Source organism: Streptomyces sp. NPDC088157, assembly GCF_044741545.1.
In the GTDB taxonomy this organism is placed as follows: Bacteria; Actinomycetota; Actinomycetes; order Streptomycetales; family Streptomycetaceae; genus Streptomyces.
Genome location: NZ_JBIUSU010000009.1, coordinates 88225 through 104388, shown reverse-complemented (window position 1 = coordinate 104388; position 16164 = coordinate 88225). Strand labels below are relative to the sequence as shown.

Annotated in this window: 16 protein-coding genes; 7 read left to right on the top strand and 9 right to left on the bottom strand. The window is 70.4% G+C overall.

The annotated features are described in order from the left end of the window. Positions 1–189 precede the first annotated feature (189 nt). A complete protein-coding gene (locus tag ACIPFH_RS32440; RefSeq protein ID WP_401832108.1) occupies positions 190–1641 on the top strand; it encodes an NCS2 family permease in 1452 nt (483 codons plus the stop codon). A gap of 63 nt (positions 1642–1704) precedes the next feature. Here the strand turns inward: ACIPFH_RS32440 and ACIPFH_RS32435 are convergent, their stop codons facing one another. The 3 genes from ACIPFH_RS32435 to ACIPFH_RS32425 all read right to left on the bottom strand — a co-directional run bounded on the left by ACIPFH_RS32435 (position 1705) and on the right by ACIPFH_RS32425 (position 4585). Continuing rightward, entirely contained in the window at positions 1705–3162 is a 1458-nt protein-coding gene (locus ACIPFH_RS32435) for a peptidoglycan D,D-transpeptidase FtsI family protein (RefSeq protein ID WP_401832106.1), read from the bottom strand. 175 nt (positions 3163–3337) lie between these two features. Beyond that, the gene (locus ACIPFH_RS32430) at positions 3338–3808 is read right to left on the bottom strand and encodes a GNAT family N-acetyltransferase (RefSeq protein ID WP_401832104.1); all 471 of its coding nucleotides are present in this window, start codon (positions 3806–3808) and stop codon (positions 3338–3340) included. 3 nt (positions 3809–3811) lie between these two features. Further along, a complete protein-coding gene (locus tag ACIPFH_RS32425; protein WP_328482671.1) occupies positions 3812–4585 on the bottom strand; it encodes an IclR family transcriptional regulator in 774 nt (257 codons plus the stop codon). A 139-nt stretch (positions 4586–4724) separates the two neighbouring features. Here ACIPFH_RS32425 and ACIPFH_RS32420 point away from each other — a divergent pair, with 139 nt between their 5' ends. The 5 genes from ACIPFH_RS32420 (at position 4725) to ACIPFH_RS32400 (ending at position 9605) form a co-directional block, all read left to right on the top strand. Then, positions 4725–6254, top strand: a complete 1530-nt coding sequence (locus tag ACIPFH_RS32420) for an aldehyde dehydrogenase (NADP(+)) (protein WP_401832102.1) — start codon at positions 4725–4727, stop codon at positions 6252–6254. A gap of 141 nt (positions 6255–6395) precedes the next feature. After that, positions 6396–7004: a DUF1349 domain-containing protein gene (locus tag ACIPFH_RS32415; protein ID WP_356254221.1), complete on the top strand. Its 609-nt coding sequence runs from the start codon at positions 6396–6398 to the stop codon at positions 7002–7004. 128 nt (positions 7005–7132) lie between these two features. Further along, on the top strand, positions 7133–7636 hold the full coding sequence (locus ACIPFH_RS32410; protein WP_401832099.1) for a GNAT family N-acetyltransferase: 504 nt from the start codon (positions 7133–7135) through the stop codon (positions 7634–7636). Between the two features lie 103 nt (positions 7637–7739). Then, entirely contained in the window at positions 7740–8456 is a 717-nt protein-coding gene (locus ACIPFH_RS32405; RefSeq protein ID WP_401832096.1) for a DsbA family oxidoreductase, read from the top strand. Between the two features lie 96 nt (positions 8457–8552). Then, positions 8553–9605 (top strand): aminotransferase class V-fold PLP-dependent enzyme, encoded by a 1053-nt coding sequence (locus ACIPFH_RS32400; protein WP_401832094.1) that lies wholly within the window; start codon positions 8553–8555, stop codon positions 9603–9605. 91 nt (positions 9606–9696) lie between these two features. On the opposite strand, the gene thpD is transcribed toward ACIPFH_RS32400, so the two are convergent. From thpD to ACIPFH_RS32370, 6 genes are all read right to left on the bottom strand, one after another. Beyond that, positions 9697–10584: an ectoine hydroxylase gene (gene thpD, locus ACIPFH_RS32395; RefSeq protein ID WP_401832091.1), complete on the bottom strand. Its 888-nt coding sequence runs from the start codon at positions 10582–10584 to the stop codon at positions 9697–9699. A gap of 5 nt (positions 10585–10589) precedes the next feature. Further along, on the bottom strand, positions 10590–10994 hold the full coding sequence (locus ACIPFH_RS32390) for an ectoine synthase (RefSeq protein WP_356254206.1): 405 nt from the start codon (positions 10992–10994) through the stop codon (positions 10590–10592). 45 nt (positions 10995–11039) lie between these two features. Continuing rightward, positions 11040–12311, bottom strand: coding sequence for a diaminobutyrate--2-oxoglutarate transaminase (ectB, locus tag ACIPFH_RS32385; RefSeq protein WP_401832088.1), 1272 nt, complete (start codon positions 12309–12311; stop codon positions 11040–11042). Between the two features lie 111 nt (positions 12312–12422). Further along, positions 12423–12929, bottom strand: a complete 507-nt coding sequence (ectA, locus tag ACIPFH_RS32380) for a diaminobutyrate acetyltransferase (RefSeq protein ID WP_401832086.1) — start codon at positions 12927–12929, stop codon at positions 12423–12425. Between the two features lie 258 nt (positions 12930–13187). Further along, the gene (locus ACIPFH_RS32375; RefSeq protein ID WP_401832084.1) at positions 13188–13715 is read right to left on the bottom strand and encodes a DinB family protein; all 528 of its coding nucleotides are present in this window, start codon (positions 13713–13715) and stop codon (positions 13188–13190) included. A gap of 301 nt (positions 13716–14016) precedes the next feature. Beyond that, complete coding sequence (locus ACIPFH_RS32370) at positions 14017–15138, bottom strand: pyridoxal-phosphate-dependent aminotransferase family protein (RefSeq protein ID WP_401832081.1); 1122 nt, start codon at positions 15136–15138, stop codon at positions 14017–14019. Between the two features lie 162 nt (positions 15139–15300). Between ACIPFH_RS32370 and ACIPFH_RS32365 the strand changes: the two genes are divergently transcribed. Continuing rightward, a complete protein-coding gene (locus ACIPFH_RS32365) occupies positions 15301–16164 on the top strand; it encodes a transporter substrate-binding domain-containing protein (RefSeq protein WP_401832079.1) in 864 nt (287 codons plus the stop codon).

Below are 16164 nucleotides of genomic sequence, written 5' to 3'. Positions count from 1 at the left end.
GGGCGAGATCGGGAAGCGTAGCAGTGATCGATTACTCGGTTCGGTACGGGGGTTCGAACATCATGTGGCAGACCGAACGTCTCCGGAGCCCGATTCCGTAACACGGCGAAAACCTGAAGACGGTTCAACGCGTGAACAATCCAGCCAGCATCCGCACCCAGATCATTCAGGCACCTAGGAGCACCAGCCATGTCCGAGACGAAGAAGGCGGCCGACCGGCCGAGCACCTCGCCACCCGCGGCGAGCAGCGTCGACCGGTTCTTCAGGATCACCGAGCGGGGATCCACCTTCGGCCGGGAGATACGCGGCGGCTTCGCCACGTTCTTCACCATGGCCTACATCCTTGTCCTGAATCCCATCATCCTGGGCAGCGCCAAGGACAAGTTCGGGCACCAGCTCGACGCCGTCCAACTCACCACCGCCACCGCCCTGGTGGCCGGGGTGATGACGATCATCATGGGCGTCGGCGGCAACCTGCCCCTCGCGCTCGCCGCGGGCCTCGGCCTGAACGCGGTCGTCGCCTTCCAGATCGCCCCGCTGATGAGCTGGGACGACGCGATGGGCCTCATCGTCCTCGAAGGCCTGCTCATCTGTGTGCTGGTGGTGACCGGACTGCGTGAAGCCGTCATGCACGCCATCCCGCAACCGCTGAAGCAGGCGATCAGCGTCGGCATCGGCCTGTTCATCGCCTTCATCGGGTTCGTCGACGCCGGCTTCGTCAGCCGCATCCCCGACGTCGCGAACACCACGGTCCCCGTGCAGCTCGGCGCCACCGGCACCCTCACCGGCTGGCCGGTGCTCGTCTTCTGCCTCGGCGTGCTGCTGACGATCGGGCTGCTGGCCCGCAAGGTCAAGGGCGCGATCCTGATCAGCATCGTGACGATGACGGTCCTGGCGATCGTCATCAACTCGTCCGCGGACATCAAGTCCTGGGGACTGACCACGCCGTCGTGGCCCGACAAGATCGTCGACACCCCGGACTTCGGGCTGCTCGGTCACTTCAGTCTGTTCGGCGCGTTCGGCGAGACCGGCGTCATCACGGTCGTCCTGCTGATCTTCACCCTGATCCTGTCCGACTTCTTCGACACCATGGGCACCGTCGTCGGCATCAGCGCGGAGGCCGGACTGCTGGACGCGAAGGGCGACGTGCCCAACCTGGGCCGGGTACTGCTCATCGACGGCGCGGCGGCGGTCGCGGGCGGCGCGGCCTCGTCGTCCTCGGCGACCTCCTACATCGAGTCGGCCGCCGGCGTCGGCGAGGGAGCGCGCACCGGCTTCTCCAACCTGATCACCGGCGGCCTGTTCGCCCTGGCCCTGTTCCTGACCCCGCTGCTCACCATCGTCCCGCTCCAGGCGGCGGCCCCCGCCCTGGTCGCCGTCGGCTTCCTGATGATGACCCAGGTCAAGAGCATCGACTGGGACAAGTACGAGATCGCCATCCCGGCGTTCCTCACCATCGCCGTGATGCCGTTCACCTACTCGATCACCAACGGCATCGGCGCGGGCTTCGTCGCGTACGTCGTCATCAAGACGGTGCTCGGCAAGGCGAAGGAGATCCACTGGCTGCTGTGGGGGGCCTCGGCGCTGTTCGTGGTGTACTTCGCGATCGACCCCGTCGAGCAGATCCTCGGCGTGCGGTAGTTCCTGGGGACAACCCGCGCACCCCCCGGCCGGGAGCGGTTCCCGGCCGGGGGTCTTCCGCGCTCAGTTCTTCAGCGCCGCTTCCATCATCGCCCTGGCGACCGGGGCGGCCAGCCCGTTGCCGCTGACCTCGGAGCGCGCCGCGTCGGACTGCTCGACCACGACCGCCACGGCGACCTCCTTGCCGGAGGAGTCGGACTTCCCGAACGACGTGAACCAGGCGTACGGCGCCTTGCTGTTGTTCTCGCCGTTCTGCGCCGTGCCCGTCTTGCCGCCGACGGTGACGCCGTCGATGACCGCGTTCGTGCCGGTGCCCTTCTCGACGACCGTCTGCATCGCCGACCGCAGCTGCTCGGCCGTGCCGGAGCTGACGATCTGCGTGGCCGACGCCTCGTCGTCGTAGTCCTCGAGGACGTCGCCGCCGCCGTCGGTGATCTGCGAGACCATGTGCGGCGAGACGAGCTTGCCGCCGTTGGCCAAGGCGGCCGACACCATGGCCATCTGCAACGGCGTCGCGGTCACGTCGAACTGGCCGATGCCGGTCAGGGCGGTGGACGACGCGTCCATGCCGGACGGATACACGCTCGCGTACGCCCGCACCGGCACGTCCTGGCTGTCGTCGTTGAAGCCGAACTTCTCGGCCGTCGCCCGCAGCTTGTCCTGTCCGAGCTGGACGGCCATGTGCGCGAACACGTTGTTGCAGGAGTACTGCAACGCGACCCGGATCGTGGCGTCCTCGCAGGGCGCGGACGTGTTCTCGTTCTTCAGGACCGTGCGCGTGCCCGGCAGCGTGTACGGGTCCTGGCTGTCGGTCTTCTCGTCCACCGACGAGTACAGCCCGTCCTCCAGCGCGGCCGCCGCCACGACCAGCTTGAACGTCGAGCCCGGTGCCAGCGGCTGCCGCAGCGCCCGGTTGGTGAGCGGCTTGTCGGAGTCCGCGTTGAGCTTCTTCCAGGCTGTCCCGGCGGTGTTGGCGTCGGTGAGCGACGACGGGTCGTACGACGGGGTCGACACGACCGCGAGGATCTGGCCGGTCGCCGGGTCGATCGCGACGGCCGCGCCCTTCTTGTCGCCGAGCGCGTCGTAGGCCGCCTTCTGCACGCCGGGGTCGATCGTGGTGATCACGTCGCCCGGGTCCGCCCGCTTGTTCGTGACCGTGTCCAGCGGGGTCTTCAGGCGGGTGTCCGTGCCGTTGAGCAGGTCCGCGTAGACGCCCTCCAGCTGGGTCGGCGCGTAGCTCTGGGAGGCGTAGCCCGTCACCGCCGCGTACAGCTCGCCGTTCGTGTACGTGCGCTTGTATCTGAGGTCGCCGTCCGTGGTGACGGCCGAGCCGGTGATCGCCTTTCCGGCCACGATGATGTTCCCGAGCGGCTCCGCGTAGGTCAGAATCGCGTTGCGCCGGTTGCTCTTGTCGTCCGCGAGTGCCTGGCCCTCGTAGAACTGCACCCAGGTCGCCCTGAGCAGCAGGGCGAACACCAGCAGCAGCGCGAAGACCGAGGCGCGCCTGATCGTCTTGTTCATTGCGAACAGAAGGACGAACGGGATGGAGGCAATCGTTCCCGTCCGCCCGTTTTCTCATCGTCCGTTAATCCGAGGCCGGTTGGCTCGCGCCGGGTCCGTCCGAGGCGCCGGTTGGCTCGCGCCGGGTGCGCCCGAGGCCGGCCGATCCGCGACCGATTCGGCCGGACCGCCTCGCTCAGGTCTCCAGCCGCAGCACGATCTCCTCGATCTCCCCGCCGCGCGCGTTCGCGTAGTCGGTGGCCCGGGCGGTGGGCCGGAAGCCGCACTTCTCCAGGACGCGGAGGGAACCGGCGTTGTCGGCCGCCGCCCGTGCGAACAGCGGGCGCTCCGGGACCTCGGTCACCAGCGCCCGCAACGCGTCGGTCGCGATGCCCCGGCCCCAGTACGCCCGGTCCACCCAGTACGTCACCTCGCGCTCGCCAGGCTCCCCGTACACCGCCGCGCTGCCGACGACGTCCCCGTCGGCCAGGATCGTGCGCGGCACGGCGGCCGAGGCGCGGATCCTCGCCCAGTGGGCGTCGAACGCGTCCCGGTCGGCCGGATCCTTCGCGGTGAACGCGGCCATGCGCAGGGACTCGGGGTCGTTCATCTGCCGGAAGAACACCGGCAGATCGCTGTCGTGGACCTGGCGCAGGGTAATCAGCATGCCTCAGAGCCTACGGGTGGCAAGGGTGAGCCGGTCGCGTGCGTCGAACAGCGCGTCCTTCACCAGCTGCTCGTGCGCGGGTGTGAGCCTCGCCACCGGCACCGAGCAGCTGATCGCGTCCCGGGCGGGCGTGCGGTACGGAATCGCCACGCCGAAACAGCGCAGGCCGAGCGTGTTCTCCTCGCGGTCCACCGAGAAGCCCTGATCGCGGATCTGGTGGAGCTCCTCGATGAGCTTCTCGCGGTCCGTGATCGTGTGCTCGGTCAGCGCGGGCAGCGTCTCCGGCAGCAGCTTGCGGACCTGCTCGTCGGTGTACGTGCTCAGCAGCGCCTTGCCCAGGGAGGTGGAGTGGGCGGGGAGCCGACGGCCGACCCGGGTGAAGGGACGCAGGTAGTGCTGGGACTGGCGGGTGGCGAGGTACACGACGTTCGTGCCGTCGAGCCGGGCCAGGTGGATGGTCTCGGTGGTGTCGTCCGAGAGCCGGTCCAGGGTGGGGCGGGCGGCCGCGACCACCTCGTCGCCGTCGATGTACGACGTGCCGACGAGCAGCGCCCGCACCCCGATGCCGTACCGCGTGCCCGTCGCGTCCGTCTCCACCCAGCCCAGCTCCACCAGGGTGCGCAGCAGCATGTAGAGGCTGGACTTCGGATACCCGACGGCCTCCTGGACCGACGCGAGAGAATGCATTCCTGGGCGGCCGGCGAAGTATTCCAGCAGCTCAACCGTCCGCACCGCGGACTTGACCTGCGCTCCGCCCCCCGTCTCGCCAGCCGACATCGCCCTTGACCCCTTCGTTCGACGGGAAATACGCTCCGACAGCATATTCATCATCAGAGACAGCGTTCAGTATATCGAACGACCCTGATGAATGAGCCAGTACCAAACGTGGTCAGAACCAAGCGTGGAGGGACCCGCGGTGGCAGCAGCACCAGTCTGGAGTGTCGACCCCCGAACCGGGAAGCAGCGTGAACAGGTCGCGGTGGAGGCCACGGCCCAGGAGGTCGACGCCGTCGTCCGCGCCGCCCAGGAGGCGCGCGGCTTCCTCGCCGACCGTACCGTTCGCGCAGCCTTCCTGCGTTCCGCGGCCGACCGGCTCCAGGCGGCCAAGGACACGCTCGTGGAGGTGGCCGACGCGGAGACCGCGCTCGGCCCGGTCCGGCTGACCGGAGAGCTCGCCCGCACCTGCTATCAGCTGCGCGCGTTCGCGGACATCGTCGACGAGGGCGCGTTCCTCGACATCGTCATCAACCATCCCGACGACACCGCCACCCCGCCCATCCCCGACCTGCGCCGCTACAAGGTGCCGCTCGGGGTGGTGGCCGTGTACTCGGCGTCCAACTTCCCCTTCGCGTTCTCCGTCGTCGGCGGTGACACCGCGAGCGCGCTCGCGGCGGGCAACCCGGTCGTCGTCAAGTCCCACCCCGACCACCCGGGCCTGTCCGAGCTGGTCGCCAAGGTGGTGCGCACGGCCGCCGCCGACCACGGCATCCCGGGGGGTGTGCTGGGTCTGGTCCACGGTTTCGAGGCCGGCGTCGAGCTGATCAAGCACCCGCTGGTCGCCGCCGCCGGTTTCACCGGGTCGATCCGGGGCGGGCGCGCGCTGTTCGACGCGGCCGCGGCCCGCCCGGTGCCGATCCCGTTCCACGGCGAGCTGGGCTCGCTGAACCCCGTCGTGGTGACCGAGGCGGCCGCCGTCGAGCGGGCCGAGGCCATCGGCGCCGGCCTCGCCGGGTCCATGACGCTGGGTGTCGGCCAGTTCTGCGTGAAGCCGGGGCTGGTTCTGGTGCCGTCCGGTGCGGCCGGCGACGGGCTGGTCAAGTCGCTCACGGACGCGGTGAGCGACACCGACGCGGGCGTGCTGCTCGACCACCGGATGCGCGACAACTTCATCGCCGGTGTCGCCGAGCGGGCCGAACTGCCGGACGTGGAGTCGCCGGTGACGCCCGGCGCGGGCGGGGAGCACACCGTCAGCGCGGGGTTCCTGACCGTGCCGGCCTCGCGGCTGGCCGCCGAGGGCGCCCACGACCTGCTGCTCGAGGAGTGCTTCGGGCCGGTCACCGTCGTGGTCCGCTACGACGACGAGGGCGAGGTCAAGGCGGTGCTGTCGCGTCTGCCCGGCAACCTCACGGCGACCGTCCAGCTGTCCGAGGAGGAGGCCGCGGGCGAGGGCCGGGGCGGGGAGATCCTCGCCGAGCTGACCCCGCTGGCCGGACGCGTGCTGGTGAACGGCTGGCCCACGGGCGTCGCCGTCGCAGCGGCCCAGCACCACGGGGGGCCGTACCCGGCCACCACCTCCACGTCCACCTCGGTCGGTGGAACCGCCATCGAGCGGTGGCTGCGGCCGGTCGCCTATCAGAACGCTCCCGCGGCGCTGCTGCCGGTGGAGCTCCGGGACGAGAACGAGCTGGGGCTGCCCCGCCGGTTCAACGGGCGCCTGGAGCGATAGCGCTCCGCGCGAGCGTCTTCGGGGGTGCGGTGGATCGCCGGGCGCAGGTCCGGCGGGTGGCTTGGCGCGCCCACGCGGCCGAGTCTCGGATCGATACGTCCCCGCGCCCCCCTGTCGGCACTCACCCCGGATAATCGGGCCATGGACGTCTCCCTTCCCGAACTGCCCTTTCCTCTTCGTACCTATGGCCCCGACGGGCACTGGTCCCACGAGCACGGAGTGCTCACCGGGTGGGCCGGGGCCCGGCAGGACCGGTTCGTGCCGCCCACCGGGGACGGGGTGGAGCCCGCCGCCGACGCGCCCCGGCTGCTGGGGGCGCCGGAGGGCGACTTCCAGCTGATCGCGCGCGTCACCGTCGGGTTCAACTGGGCCTTCGACGCGGGGGCGTTGTACGTCCAGGTCGGGGAGCGGGCCTGGGCCAAGCTCTGCCTGGAGTACTCCCCGGACGTGGCCACCGTCTGCACGGTGGTCACCCGGGGGCACTCGGACGACGCCAACTCCTTCACCGTGGAGGGGAGTTCGGTCTGGCTCCGGATGAGCAGGACCGGTCGGGCCTTCGCCTTCCACGCCTCCCGGGACGGCAGGCGCTGGACCTTCGTCCGGCTGTTCACGCTGGGGGAGGAGAAGGAGACCGGTGCGGCCCTGGTCGGCTTCATGACGCAGTCCCCGATGGGCGAGGGGTGCGTCGTGACGTACGACCACCTCGAGTTCAGGACCGAGTGGCCGGACGATCTCAGAGACGGAAGCTGACCGGTCGGAACCGGGAGGGCCCCCGGGACCGGTAGGACGCCCGGGACCGGTAGGGCGCGGACCGGGAGGGTGCCCGGAACCGGGAAGGCGCCCGGAACCGGGAGGAAGGCCCGCACGTCCTCCGCTGCATGATCGGAGAACGAGTCACTGGACACCGGGTGATCCGCACCGCCCTCCCCGCCGAGGCCGAGAAGGTCGCCGAGCTGCACGCGCGCGCCCGCGCGACGTACTACCCCGACGGGATCCCGCAGGACGGTACCGACTGGCCCGCCGTCTGGCGCGCGGCCATCGAGCGGCCCGACGGCCAGGTGCTGTGCGTCGTCGACCGGGGCGGGATCGTCGGCCTCGCGTCGTTCCGCACGCCGGAGGGCGCGCCCGCGCACACGGTCAAGCTGTTCCAGTTCCACGTCGACCCCGACCACTGGCGTGCGGGGATCGGGACGGCCCTGCACACGGCCTGCGTCGAGCACTGGAGGGCGGACGGCCGGCGCACGGCCGTGCTCGACGTGCATGTCGACAACTGGCGGGCCCAGGCCTTCTACGCAGGTCAGGGCTGGCACCCGGACCCGGAGAACCCGCCCGCCGAGGGCGACCACCACCGCTGGCTCAGGTATGCGGTGACCGGGGAATGAAAACACCTGCTTGAACGTTCATGCACTCGGCGGAGGAAACCTCCGCGCGGGCCTCCGGCCGGGAGCCCGCGTACCAGTCGCACGACCTGGAGAGAGCCGAGACATGCGCGTCGAGATCTGGAGCGACATCGCCTGCCCCTGGTGCTATGTGGGCAAGGCCCGCTTCGAGAAGGCGCTCGAGGCCTTCCCGCACCGCGACCAGGTCGAGGTGGTCCACCGTTCCTTCGAGCTGGACCCGGGCCGCGCCAAGGATGACGTCCAGCCCGTGCTGGCCATGCTCACCAAGAAGTACGGGATGAGCGAGGCGCAGGCGCAGGCCGGCGAGGAGAACCTGGGCGCCCAGGCCGCCGCCGAGGGCCTCGACTACCGCACCCGGGGCCGCGATCACGGCAACACCTTCGACATGCACCGCCTGCTGCACTTCGCCAAGGAGCAGGGCAGGCAGGACGAGCTCATCCAGATCCTCTACCGGGCCAACTTCGCCGAGGAGCGCTCCCTCTTCTCCGAGGGACACGACCGGCTCGTGGAACTGGCCGCCGAGGCCGGTCTCGACGCCGGGGCCGCCCGCGAGGTCCTGGCCGACCCGGCCGCGTACGCCGACGAGGTCCGCGCCGACGAGCGCGAGGCCGGCCGGCTCGGCGCGAACGGCGTGCCCTTCTTCGTCCTCGACCGCGCCTACGGCGTCTCCGGCGCCCAGCCCGCCGAGGTCTTCGCGCAGGCCCTGACCCAGGCCTGGGGCGACCGCTCCCCGCTGAAGCTGATCGACGACGGCGGCGCGGAGGCCTGCGGCCCGGACGGGTGCGCGGTCCCGCAGCACTGAAACCCGCAGGTGAGAGTCGATCTATAAGTGGTGCTTAGCGGTATCACGTAAAAATCGGCAATGGACGAGAGGTTCCCCGGGTCCCACAGTGGACCCATGGAGACCTTCGAGAGCCTCGTCCGCGCCGAGTTCACCCCGAAGACCACGTACCTGAACACGGCGAGCAACGGCCTGCTGCCGGCCCGTACCGTCGCCGCCCTGCACGAGGCGGCGGTACTGCGCGCCGAGGGCAGGCCGCTGACCCCGCTGTACGAGGACGTGGAGGCCTGCCGGGCCGCGTACGCCCGGCTGGCCGGCGTCCCCGCGACCCGGGTGGCGCTGGGCGCCTCGGTGGCCGCGCACACCGGCGTGATCGCCGCCTCGCTTCCCGCGGGCGCCGAAGTGCTCACCGCCGAGGACGACTTCACCTCCGTGCTGAACCCGTTCCACGTCCGCGGAGATCTCAAGGTCCGTGCCGTCCCGCTGGAGCGGATCGCCGAGTCCGTCCGCCCCGGCACGGCGCTGGTCGCGGTGAGCGCCGCCCAGTCCGCCGACGGCCGGCTCGCCGACCTGCCCGCTCTGCGCGAGGCGGCCCGGACGCACGGCGCACGCACCTACGTCGACTTCTCGCAGTCCGCGGGCTGGCTCCCGACGGACGCCGACGCCCACGACTTCTCCGCCGCCGTCTCCTTCAAGTGGCTGCTCGGCCCGCACGGTGCGGCCTTCCTCGTGGTCCCGGAGGACTTCGGCGGGCTGTCACCGATCCTCGCGGGATGGGTCGCGGGGGAGGAGCCCTGGAACAGCTGCTACGGACCGGTGACCGAACTCGCCCACTCCGCACGGCGGTTCGACCTGACGCACGCCCTGTTCGGCTACGCCGGACTGCGCCGCTCCCTCGAACTGGTCGAGGAACTCGGCGTGGAGGCGATCGGCGCCCACGACCTGTCCCTCGCCGACCGGTTCCGCGCCGGACTCGCCACGCTCGGCCACCGCCCCGTCCCCGCGCCCGGCTCCGCGATCGTCTCGGTGCCCGGACTCGGCTCCCGCCAGCCCGGGTTGGCCGACGCCGGCATCCAGGTCTCCAACCGCGCCGGCCACCTGCGCGCCGCCTTCCACCTGTTCAACACGGCCGCCGACGTCGACCGCCTGCTGAACGCCCTGGCGGCCTGAGGCCCTCGGCGCTCGAACAGGCCCGGGCGCCCTCCCCGATGCGGGTGAGGGCGCCCGGGCCTGCTCGACGCGTCCGGCGGGGAAAGCCCGTTCACCGCACGGGAGTGAAGTCCCGTGCGCCGATGAACTCCGGCCTGCGGATCGGCGCGGAGAACGGCTCCACGGCCGCGTTCTCCACGCTGTTGAACACGATGAACACGTTGCTGCGCGGGAACGGCGTGATGTTGTCGCCGGACCCGTGCATGCAGTTGCAGTCGAACCAGGTCGCCGAACCGGCCCTGCCCGTGAACAGCTTGATGCCGTAGTCACCGGCCATCGCGGTCAGCGCCTCGTCCGACGGGGTGCCCGCGTCCTGCATCTGGAGCGACTGCTTGTAGTTGTCCTTGGGCGTGGCGCCCGCGCAGCCGAGGAACGTCCGGTGCGAGCCCGGCATGATCATGAGCCCGCCGTTGGTGTCGAGGTTCTCGGTCAGCGCGATCGACACGGACACCGTCCGCATGTTCGGCAGACCGTCCTCGGCGTGCCAGGTCTCGAAGTCGGAGTGCCAGTAGAAGCCCCCGGCCCCGAAGCCCGGCTTGACGTTGATCCGCGACTGGTGGACATACACGTCCGAGCCGAGGATCTGCCGGGCCCGCCCGACGACCCGCTCGTCCCGCACGAGGGCCGCGAACACCGGGCTGAGCCTGTGCACCTCGAAGACGGACCGGATCTCCTTGGACCTCGGCTCGACGATCGACCGCTCGTCGGCCCGGATCTCCGGGTCGGCGACGAGCCGCTCCAGCTCCCGTCGGCAGACGGTGACCTCGTCGTCGCTGATCAACCGGTCGACGGCGAGGAAGCCGTCGCGCTCGTACTCCTGGAGGTCGGCCGTCGGGATCGGGCCGGGCGTGTCGGGGGAGCCCCAGACGACGGGGTCCTGGCGGGGGACGGACACCTCGGTGGTGCCACGGGTGGGGTAGAGATCGGTGAGGGTGGTCATGACGCTCACACCTCCTCGGGCTCGGTCAGCAGGGGGTACACGCCGTTCTCGTCGTGGTCCTCCCGGCCCGTGACGGGCGGGTTGAACACGCAGATGCAGCGGAAGTCCTCCTTGACGCGCAGCGAGTGCCGCTCGTGCCCGTCGAGGAGGTACATGGTGCCGGGCGTGATGCGGTGCGTGAGCCCGGTCTCGTGGTCGGTCAGCTCGGCCTCGCCCTCGACGCAGACGACGGCCTCGACGTGGTTCGCGTACCACATCGACGTCTCGGTACCGGCGTACAGAATCGTTTCGTGCAGCGAGAACCCGACCCGTTCCTGGGCGAGCACGATGCGCTTGCTCTCCCAGGTGCCGGACGCCGCCCGCACATGCCGGTCGGTGCCTTCGATGTCCTTGAACGAACGGACGATCACGGTGGTGCGATGCCTCCTAGGTAGGTGGAACAGGGTCCGAGGGCGTCAGACGGTCTCCCGTACGGCGCGCGCGACGACGCTGAGGCCCTCGTCCAGTTCCTCGGGGGTGATGGTCAGGGCCGGCAGCAGCTTGACGACCTCGCTCTCCGGGCCGGAGGTCTCGATCAGCAGCCCGAGTTCGAAGGCGCGCTGCGCGACCCGTCCCGCCCGCGCCTTCTCGTTGAACTCCAGGCCCCACACCAGACCGCGGCCGCGGTACTCCTTGATGTCGGCGAGGTTCTCCTCGGTGATCGAGATGAGCCCCTGCTCGATCTGCTCGCCACGCGCCCGGGTCTGCTTCTCCATGGCGGACCCGTCGGCCCAGTACGTCTCCAGAGCGGCGGTGGCGGTGACGAAGGCCGGGTTGTTGCCGCGGAAGGTGCCGTTGTGCTCGCCCGGCTCCCACACGTCCAGCTCGGGCCTGAACAGGCAGAGCGACATGGGCAGTCCGTAGCCGCTGATGGACTTGGAGACGGTCACGATGTCCGGGACGATCCCGGCCTCCTCGAAGGAGAAGAAGGCCCCGGTGCGCCCGCATCCCATCTGGATGTCGTCGACGATCAGCAGCATGTCCTGCCGCTCGCACAGCTCCTTGAGCGCCCGCAGCCACTCCGGACGGGCGACGTTGATGCCGCCCTCGCCCTGTACGGTCTCGACGATCACGGCGGCGGGCTTGTTGAGCCCGGACCCCTGGTCCTCGAGCAGCCGCTCGAACCAGAGGAAGTCGGGGACCTGGCCGTCGAAGTAGTTGTCGAACGGCATGGGCGTGCCGTGCACCAGCGGGATCCCGGCACCGGCCCGCTTGAAGGCGTTGCCGGTCACGGCGAGCGACCCCAGGGACATCCCGTGGAAGGCGTTGGTGAACGACACGATGGCCTCGCGTCCCTTCACCTTCCGCGCCAGCTTCAGCGCGGCCTCGACGGCGTTGGTGCCGGTCGGGCCCGGGAACATGACCTTGTAGGGCAGGTCACGGGGCCGCAGCACCAGATCCTGGAAGGTCTGGAGGAAGGACCGTTTGGCGACGGTCGACATGTCGAGCCCGTGCGTGACGCCGTCCCGCATCAGATAGTCGACCAGCGCCCGTTTCAGCACGGGGTTGTTGTGGCCGTAGTTGAGGGACCCGGCACCGGCGAAGAAGTCCAGGTACCGGTGACCGTCCTCGTCGTACATGCTGCTGCCCTGCGCGCGGTCGAAGACGGCGGGCCAGCCGCGGCAGTAGCTGCGCACCTCGGACTCGAGGGTCTCGAAGACGCTGAGGTCGGGCTGGGTGATGGTCACGACGAAAACACTCCTCGGTGTGGGGTCGGAAGGAGAGCGGGCAGGGTGCGGGGGCGGTGTGTGTGGTCGGTCCGTGTGTGGGGGCGGGGGCGGGGGTGGGGGTGCGGGGGTTCAGAAGGAGAGGGGGCCTATGCGGTACAGGACCTCGGGGTCGTGCGGGCCGTCGGGGAACAGGCCGGCGCCGAACAGCACCTCGCGGGTGACGCTCGCCCCGTGCCGCTCGGCGAACGAGGTGAACAGCCGCTCGGAGGCGGTGTTTCCCGGCGTGATCGTCGTCTCCACGGTGGTGAGCGGGCGTTCGGCGGCGAGCCGCGACGTCAGTCCGTCCAGCAGCGCGGCGGCGAGGCCGCGACCGCGGTGCGCGGAGTCGACGGCCACCTGCCAGACCAGCAGGGTGCGCGGGTCCTCCGGCCGTACGTACCCGGTGAGGAAGCCGACCGGCTCGCCGCCTTCGGCGCGTGCCACCGCCGAGGTGGCGGCGAAGTCGCGGCACCACAGCAAGTAGCTGTAGGAGGAGTTCAGGTCGAGCGTTCCGGATTCCTTCGCGAGACGCCAGAGCGCGGCTCCGTCTTCCACCGACGGGCGGTCGATACGTAGGTCTGCTTGTGCGGCAGTCATGCGGATTGAACTTACCCAGGGAAATTCGAAAACGCATGGAGAGGCCGTGGTGATTCAGTGATGCCGCAGGGGTGAATTGCCGTTTCATCCGGTTTTGCACCGCGCAAAAGGTGCATACTGTCACGCTTGTGCAATGCGTCACGCGCTTGTGACCCATCCGGAAATTCCCGCGTTTAGGTGCGGGGAATCCGGGCAGGAGAACTCGGGCAAGCTATCGGCGAGAAGATACTCGGGGGGAATTCACTAATTACCGTGAATTCAGACTCCGGTAACCCCGTCGATGCGCTCACGGAGAATGTCCGCATGGCCGTTGTGCCGGGCGTACTCCTCGATCATGTGGAGGAGCGTCCAGCGCAGGCTGACCTCCAGCCCGGCCATCGGCCCGTCGAGGATCCGGCCGGTGGCCTCCAGCGGCTGCCCGGCGATCAGTTCGCGCCCGCGCGCGATCTCCCGCCGCCAGACGGCCAGCACCTCGTCGAGACCCCGCCCGGCGTCGAGGGCGTACCCGGTCGCCTCCTCGAAGACGGGCGGCACGTCGAGTCCGGCGAACGCCCGCTGGAACCAGTTCCGTTCGACCTCGGCGACATGCTGGACGAGCCCGAGCAGGGTCAACCCGGACGGCTCCGCGGCCGGCAGCCGGACCTGTTCGTCGTCCAGCCCCGCGCACTTCAACTCGAGCGTGGCCCGGTGGAACTCCAACCAGCTCTGGAGCATGGGGAGTTCGTCACCGGTCAGCAGCGGGACGGGGCGGCCGTCGGGGAGGGTGAGAGGGGTCTCGGTGGTCATGCGGAGCAGCATGGCAGGCGGCACCGACAAGCGAGTTCCCCCAGTCCGTCCGGCAGCGGACCTGCCCCTGCCGCCCCACTCCGGACCAGCGCTTGCCGCCAGGCTCCGGTGCGGCGGCGGGCCCGCGCTCCGGTGCGGCGGCGAGTCGGCGCCCGCCGTGCCGCCGGGCTCAGGTGCGGCGGTGGGCCCGCGCTCCGGTGTGGCGGCGAGTCGGCGCCCGCCGTGCCGCCGGGCTTAGGTCCGGCGGTGGGCCCGCGCTTCGGTGCCTGTGGCCCGGGCCGGTGCGGCGGCGCATCGGTGCCTACCGCCAGGCGTCTACCACGCCCCGCCGGGCTCCTTCCAGGTCCACGTGCGGCCCCCGCTCCGCCAGCGCCGCGCCCAGAGCCGCCAGGCATCCCTGGACCACGCCCACGGTCGCGTCGCCTCCGTAGTGGTTGACCCGGATCATCTCCTTGGCCAGCGCGCCCCCGCCCGCGGCCAGCGGCAGCGCGGGGTCGCTCGCCAGCGCCCGGGCCACCAACTCCGAGGCCGCCACACCCGGCGGCGTCCGCAGGGTCGTGGCGACGGGCGCCGCCTCCGCCGCGTCACGCACGTACGGCTCCAGGCCGCCGCCCAGCGCCACCGCACCCGCGCGCGTCGCGGCGGCGGCCGACGCGTGCCGGGCCATCACCGTCTCCAGCCCCTCCGCCTCGATCCGCTCGACGCACGCCTCCAGCGCCAGCATCTCCAACTGCGCCGGCGCGTGCAGCAGCGTCCTGCGGCCGCCGTCGACCCACCGCTCCTTCCAGTCCAGCAGGGACAGGTAGGACCGGCGCGGCGCCCTCGGGTTCGCGGCCATCCGCGCCCACGCCCGCTCGCTCACCGACACCGCCGACACGCCGGCCGGACCGCCCATGGCCTTCTGCGCGCCGATCACGCACAGGTCCACGCCCCACGCGTCCGGCAGCACCGGCTCCGCGCCGATCGAGGCCACCGCGTCCAGGTAGAACAGCGCCCCGTGCTCCCGCACCACCTCGCCGATCTCGGCGACCGGGTTGGTGTTGCCGGTCGCCGCCTCCGCGTGCACCAGCGACACGAAGTCGATCTCCGGGTGCTCGGCGAGGGCCTCGCGGATCCGCGTGGCCGTCACCGCCGTGTGGAAGGGCACCGCCAGGTCGATCACCGTGGCGCCGCAGTCCCGCAGCCAGTCCCCGAAGGTCTGCCCGTACGGGCCGGTGATCACGTTCAACGCGGTCGTCCCCGGACCGGCCGTACCGCGGATCGCGCCCTCCAGCGGCAACAGCGCCTCGCCCTGCATGATCACGACGTCCTGCCGGGTGTCCAGCAGCCGGGCCACCCGGTCCTCGATCGAGGCGAAATGTGCGGCGTTCAGCGGGGCAAGATCCAGGAACGGGTGTGTCACGGCGGTGCTCTCTTCACTCACTGGGTAGAGGTGACGAGACTAACCGGCACGCATCCCGTCCTCCCCGCTCTCCCCGCTGGTGACTTCCCAGGTCGAACGGCCCGGTAGCCATCGGTTTGATTTGAGAGCCTCAAACTTCTCCTTATAATCGGAACCCATAGTTTCCTTACAGGAAGGCCCGCCGTGAACACCCTCCCCGGCCGCCGGACCCGCGTTCTGGCCGCCACCACCATGACGGCCGGAATGATGCTCGTGGCCGCCTGCACCTCCACCGATGACGGCGGCAGCGGCTCCAGGACCGCCGCCGGCGGGGTCGAGCTCGTCAAGGCGGGCCAGCTCACCACCTGCACCCACCTGCCCTACCCGCCCTTCCAGTCGGAGATCGACGGCAAGGTGCAGGGCTTCGACGTCTCGCTGATCGACCTGGTCGCCAAGGACCTGGGAGTGAAGCAGGTGATCAACGACACCCCCTTCGAGAACTTCAAGACCGGCGCCTTCCTCAACTCCGGTCAGTGCGACCTGGCCGCGGCCGGCATGACCATCACCGACGAGCGCAAGAAGAACGTCGACTTCTCCGACCCCTACTTCGACGCCACCCAGGCGGTCCTGGTCGACAAGGGCGCGGGCGTCACCTCGCTCGCCGACGTGAAGTCCAAGGGCGTCAAGCTGGGCGCCCAGGCCCAGACCACCGGCGAGGACTACGCCAAGAAGCAGGGCTTCGACCCGGTCTCCTTCGAGTCCTCCGACGCCGTCCTCAACGGTCTGCGCACCGGCCAGGTCAAGGCCGTCGTCATCGACTACCCGGTCGTGCAGGGCTGGCTGAAGGACAAGGCCAACGCCGACGCCTTCAAGATCGTCGACAACCTCGACACCGGCGAGCAGTACGGCTTCACGGTGAAGAAGGGCAACGCCAAGCTGGTCGCCGCGATCAACAAGGCGCTGACGGACGCGAAGGCCGACGGAACCTACAAGAAGCTGTACGAGAAGTGGATCGGCCCGTACGACGAGTCGGTCGCCTCCCCGTCTGCCGCCGCCTCGGCCTCCTGA

What these genes read in the sequence shown, in the direction of transcription:
- ACIPFH_RS32440 (WP_401832108.1), top strand. Translation starts at nt 190, where the DNA reads ATGTCCGAGACGAAGAAGGCGGCCGACCGGCCGAGCACCTCGCCACCC.
- ACIPFH_RS32435 (WP_401832106.1), bottom strand. Translation starts at nt 3,162, where the DNA reads ATGAACAAGACGATCAGGCGCGCCTCGGTCTTCGCGCTGCTGCTGGTG.
- ACIPFH_RS32430 (WP_401832104.1), bottom strand. Translation starts at nt 3,808, where the DNA reads ATGCTGATTACCCTGCGCCAGGTCCACGACAGCGATCTGCCGGTGTTC.
- ACIPFH_RS32425 (WP_328482671.1), bottom strand. Translation starts at nt 4,585, where the DNA reads ATGTCGGCTGGCGAGACGGGGGGCGGAGCGCAGGTCAAGTCCGCGGTG.
- ACIPFH_RS32415 (WP_356254221.1), top strand. Translation starts at nt 6,396, where the DNA reads ATGGACGTCTCCCTTCCCGAACTGCCCTTTCCTCTTCGTACCTATGGC.
- ACIPFH_RS32410 (WP_401832099.1), top strand. Translation starts at nt 7,133, where the DNA reads ATGATCGGAGAACGAGTCACTGGACACCGGGTGATCCGCACCGCCCTC.
- ACIPFH_RS32405 (WP_401832096.1), top strand. Translation starts at nt 7,740, where the DNA reads ATGCGCGTCGAGATCTGGAGCGACATCGCCTGCCCCTGGTGCTATGTG.
- ACIPFH_RS32400 (WP_401832094.1), top strand. Translation starts at nt 8,553, where the DNA reads ATGGAGACCTTCGAGAGCCTCGTCCGCGCCGAGTTCACCCCGAAGACC.
- thpD (WP_401832091.1), bottom strand. Translation starts at nt 10,584, where the DNA reads ATGACCACCCTCACCGATCTCTACCCCACCCGTGGCACCACCGAGGTG.
- ectA (WP_401832086.1), bottom strand. Translation starts at nt 12,929, where the DNA reads ATGACTGCCGCACAAGCAGACCTACGTATCGACCGCCCGTCGGTGGAA.
- ACIPFH_RS32375 (WP_401832084.1), bottom strand. Translation starts at nt 13,715, where the DNA reads ATGACCACCGAGACCCCTCTCACCCTCCCCGACGGCCGCCCCGTCCCG.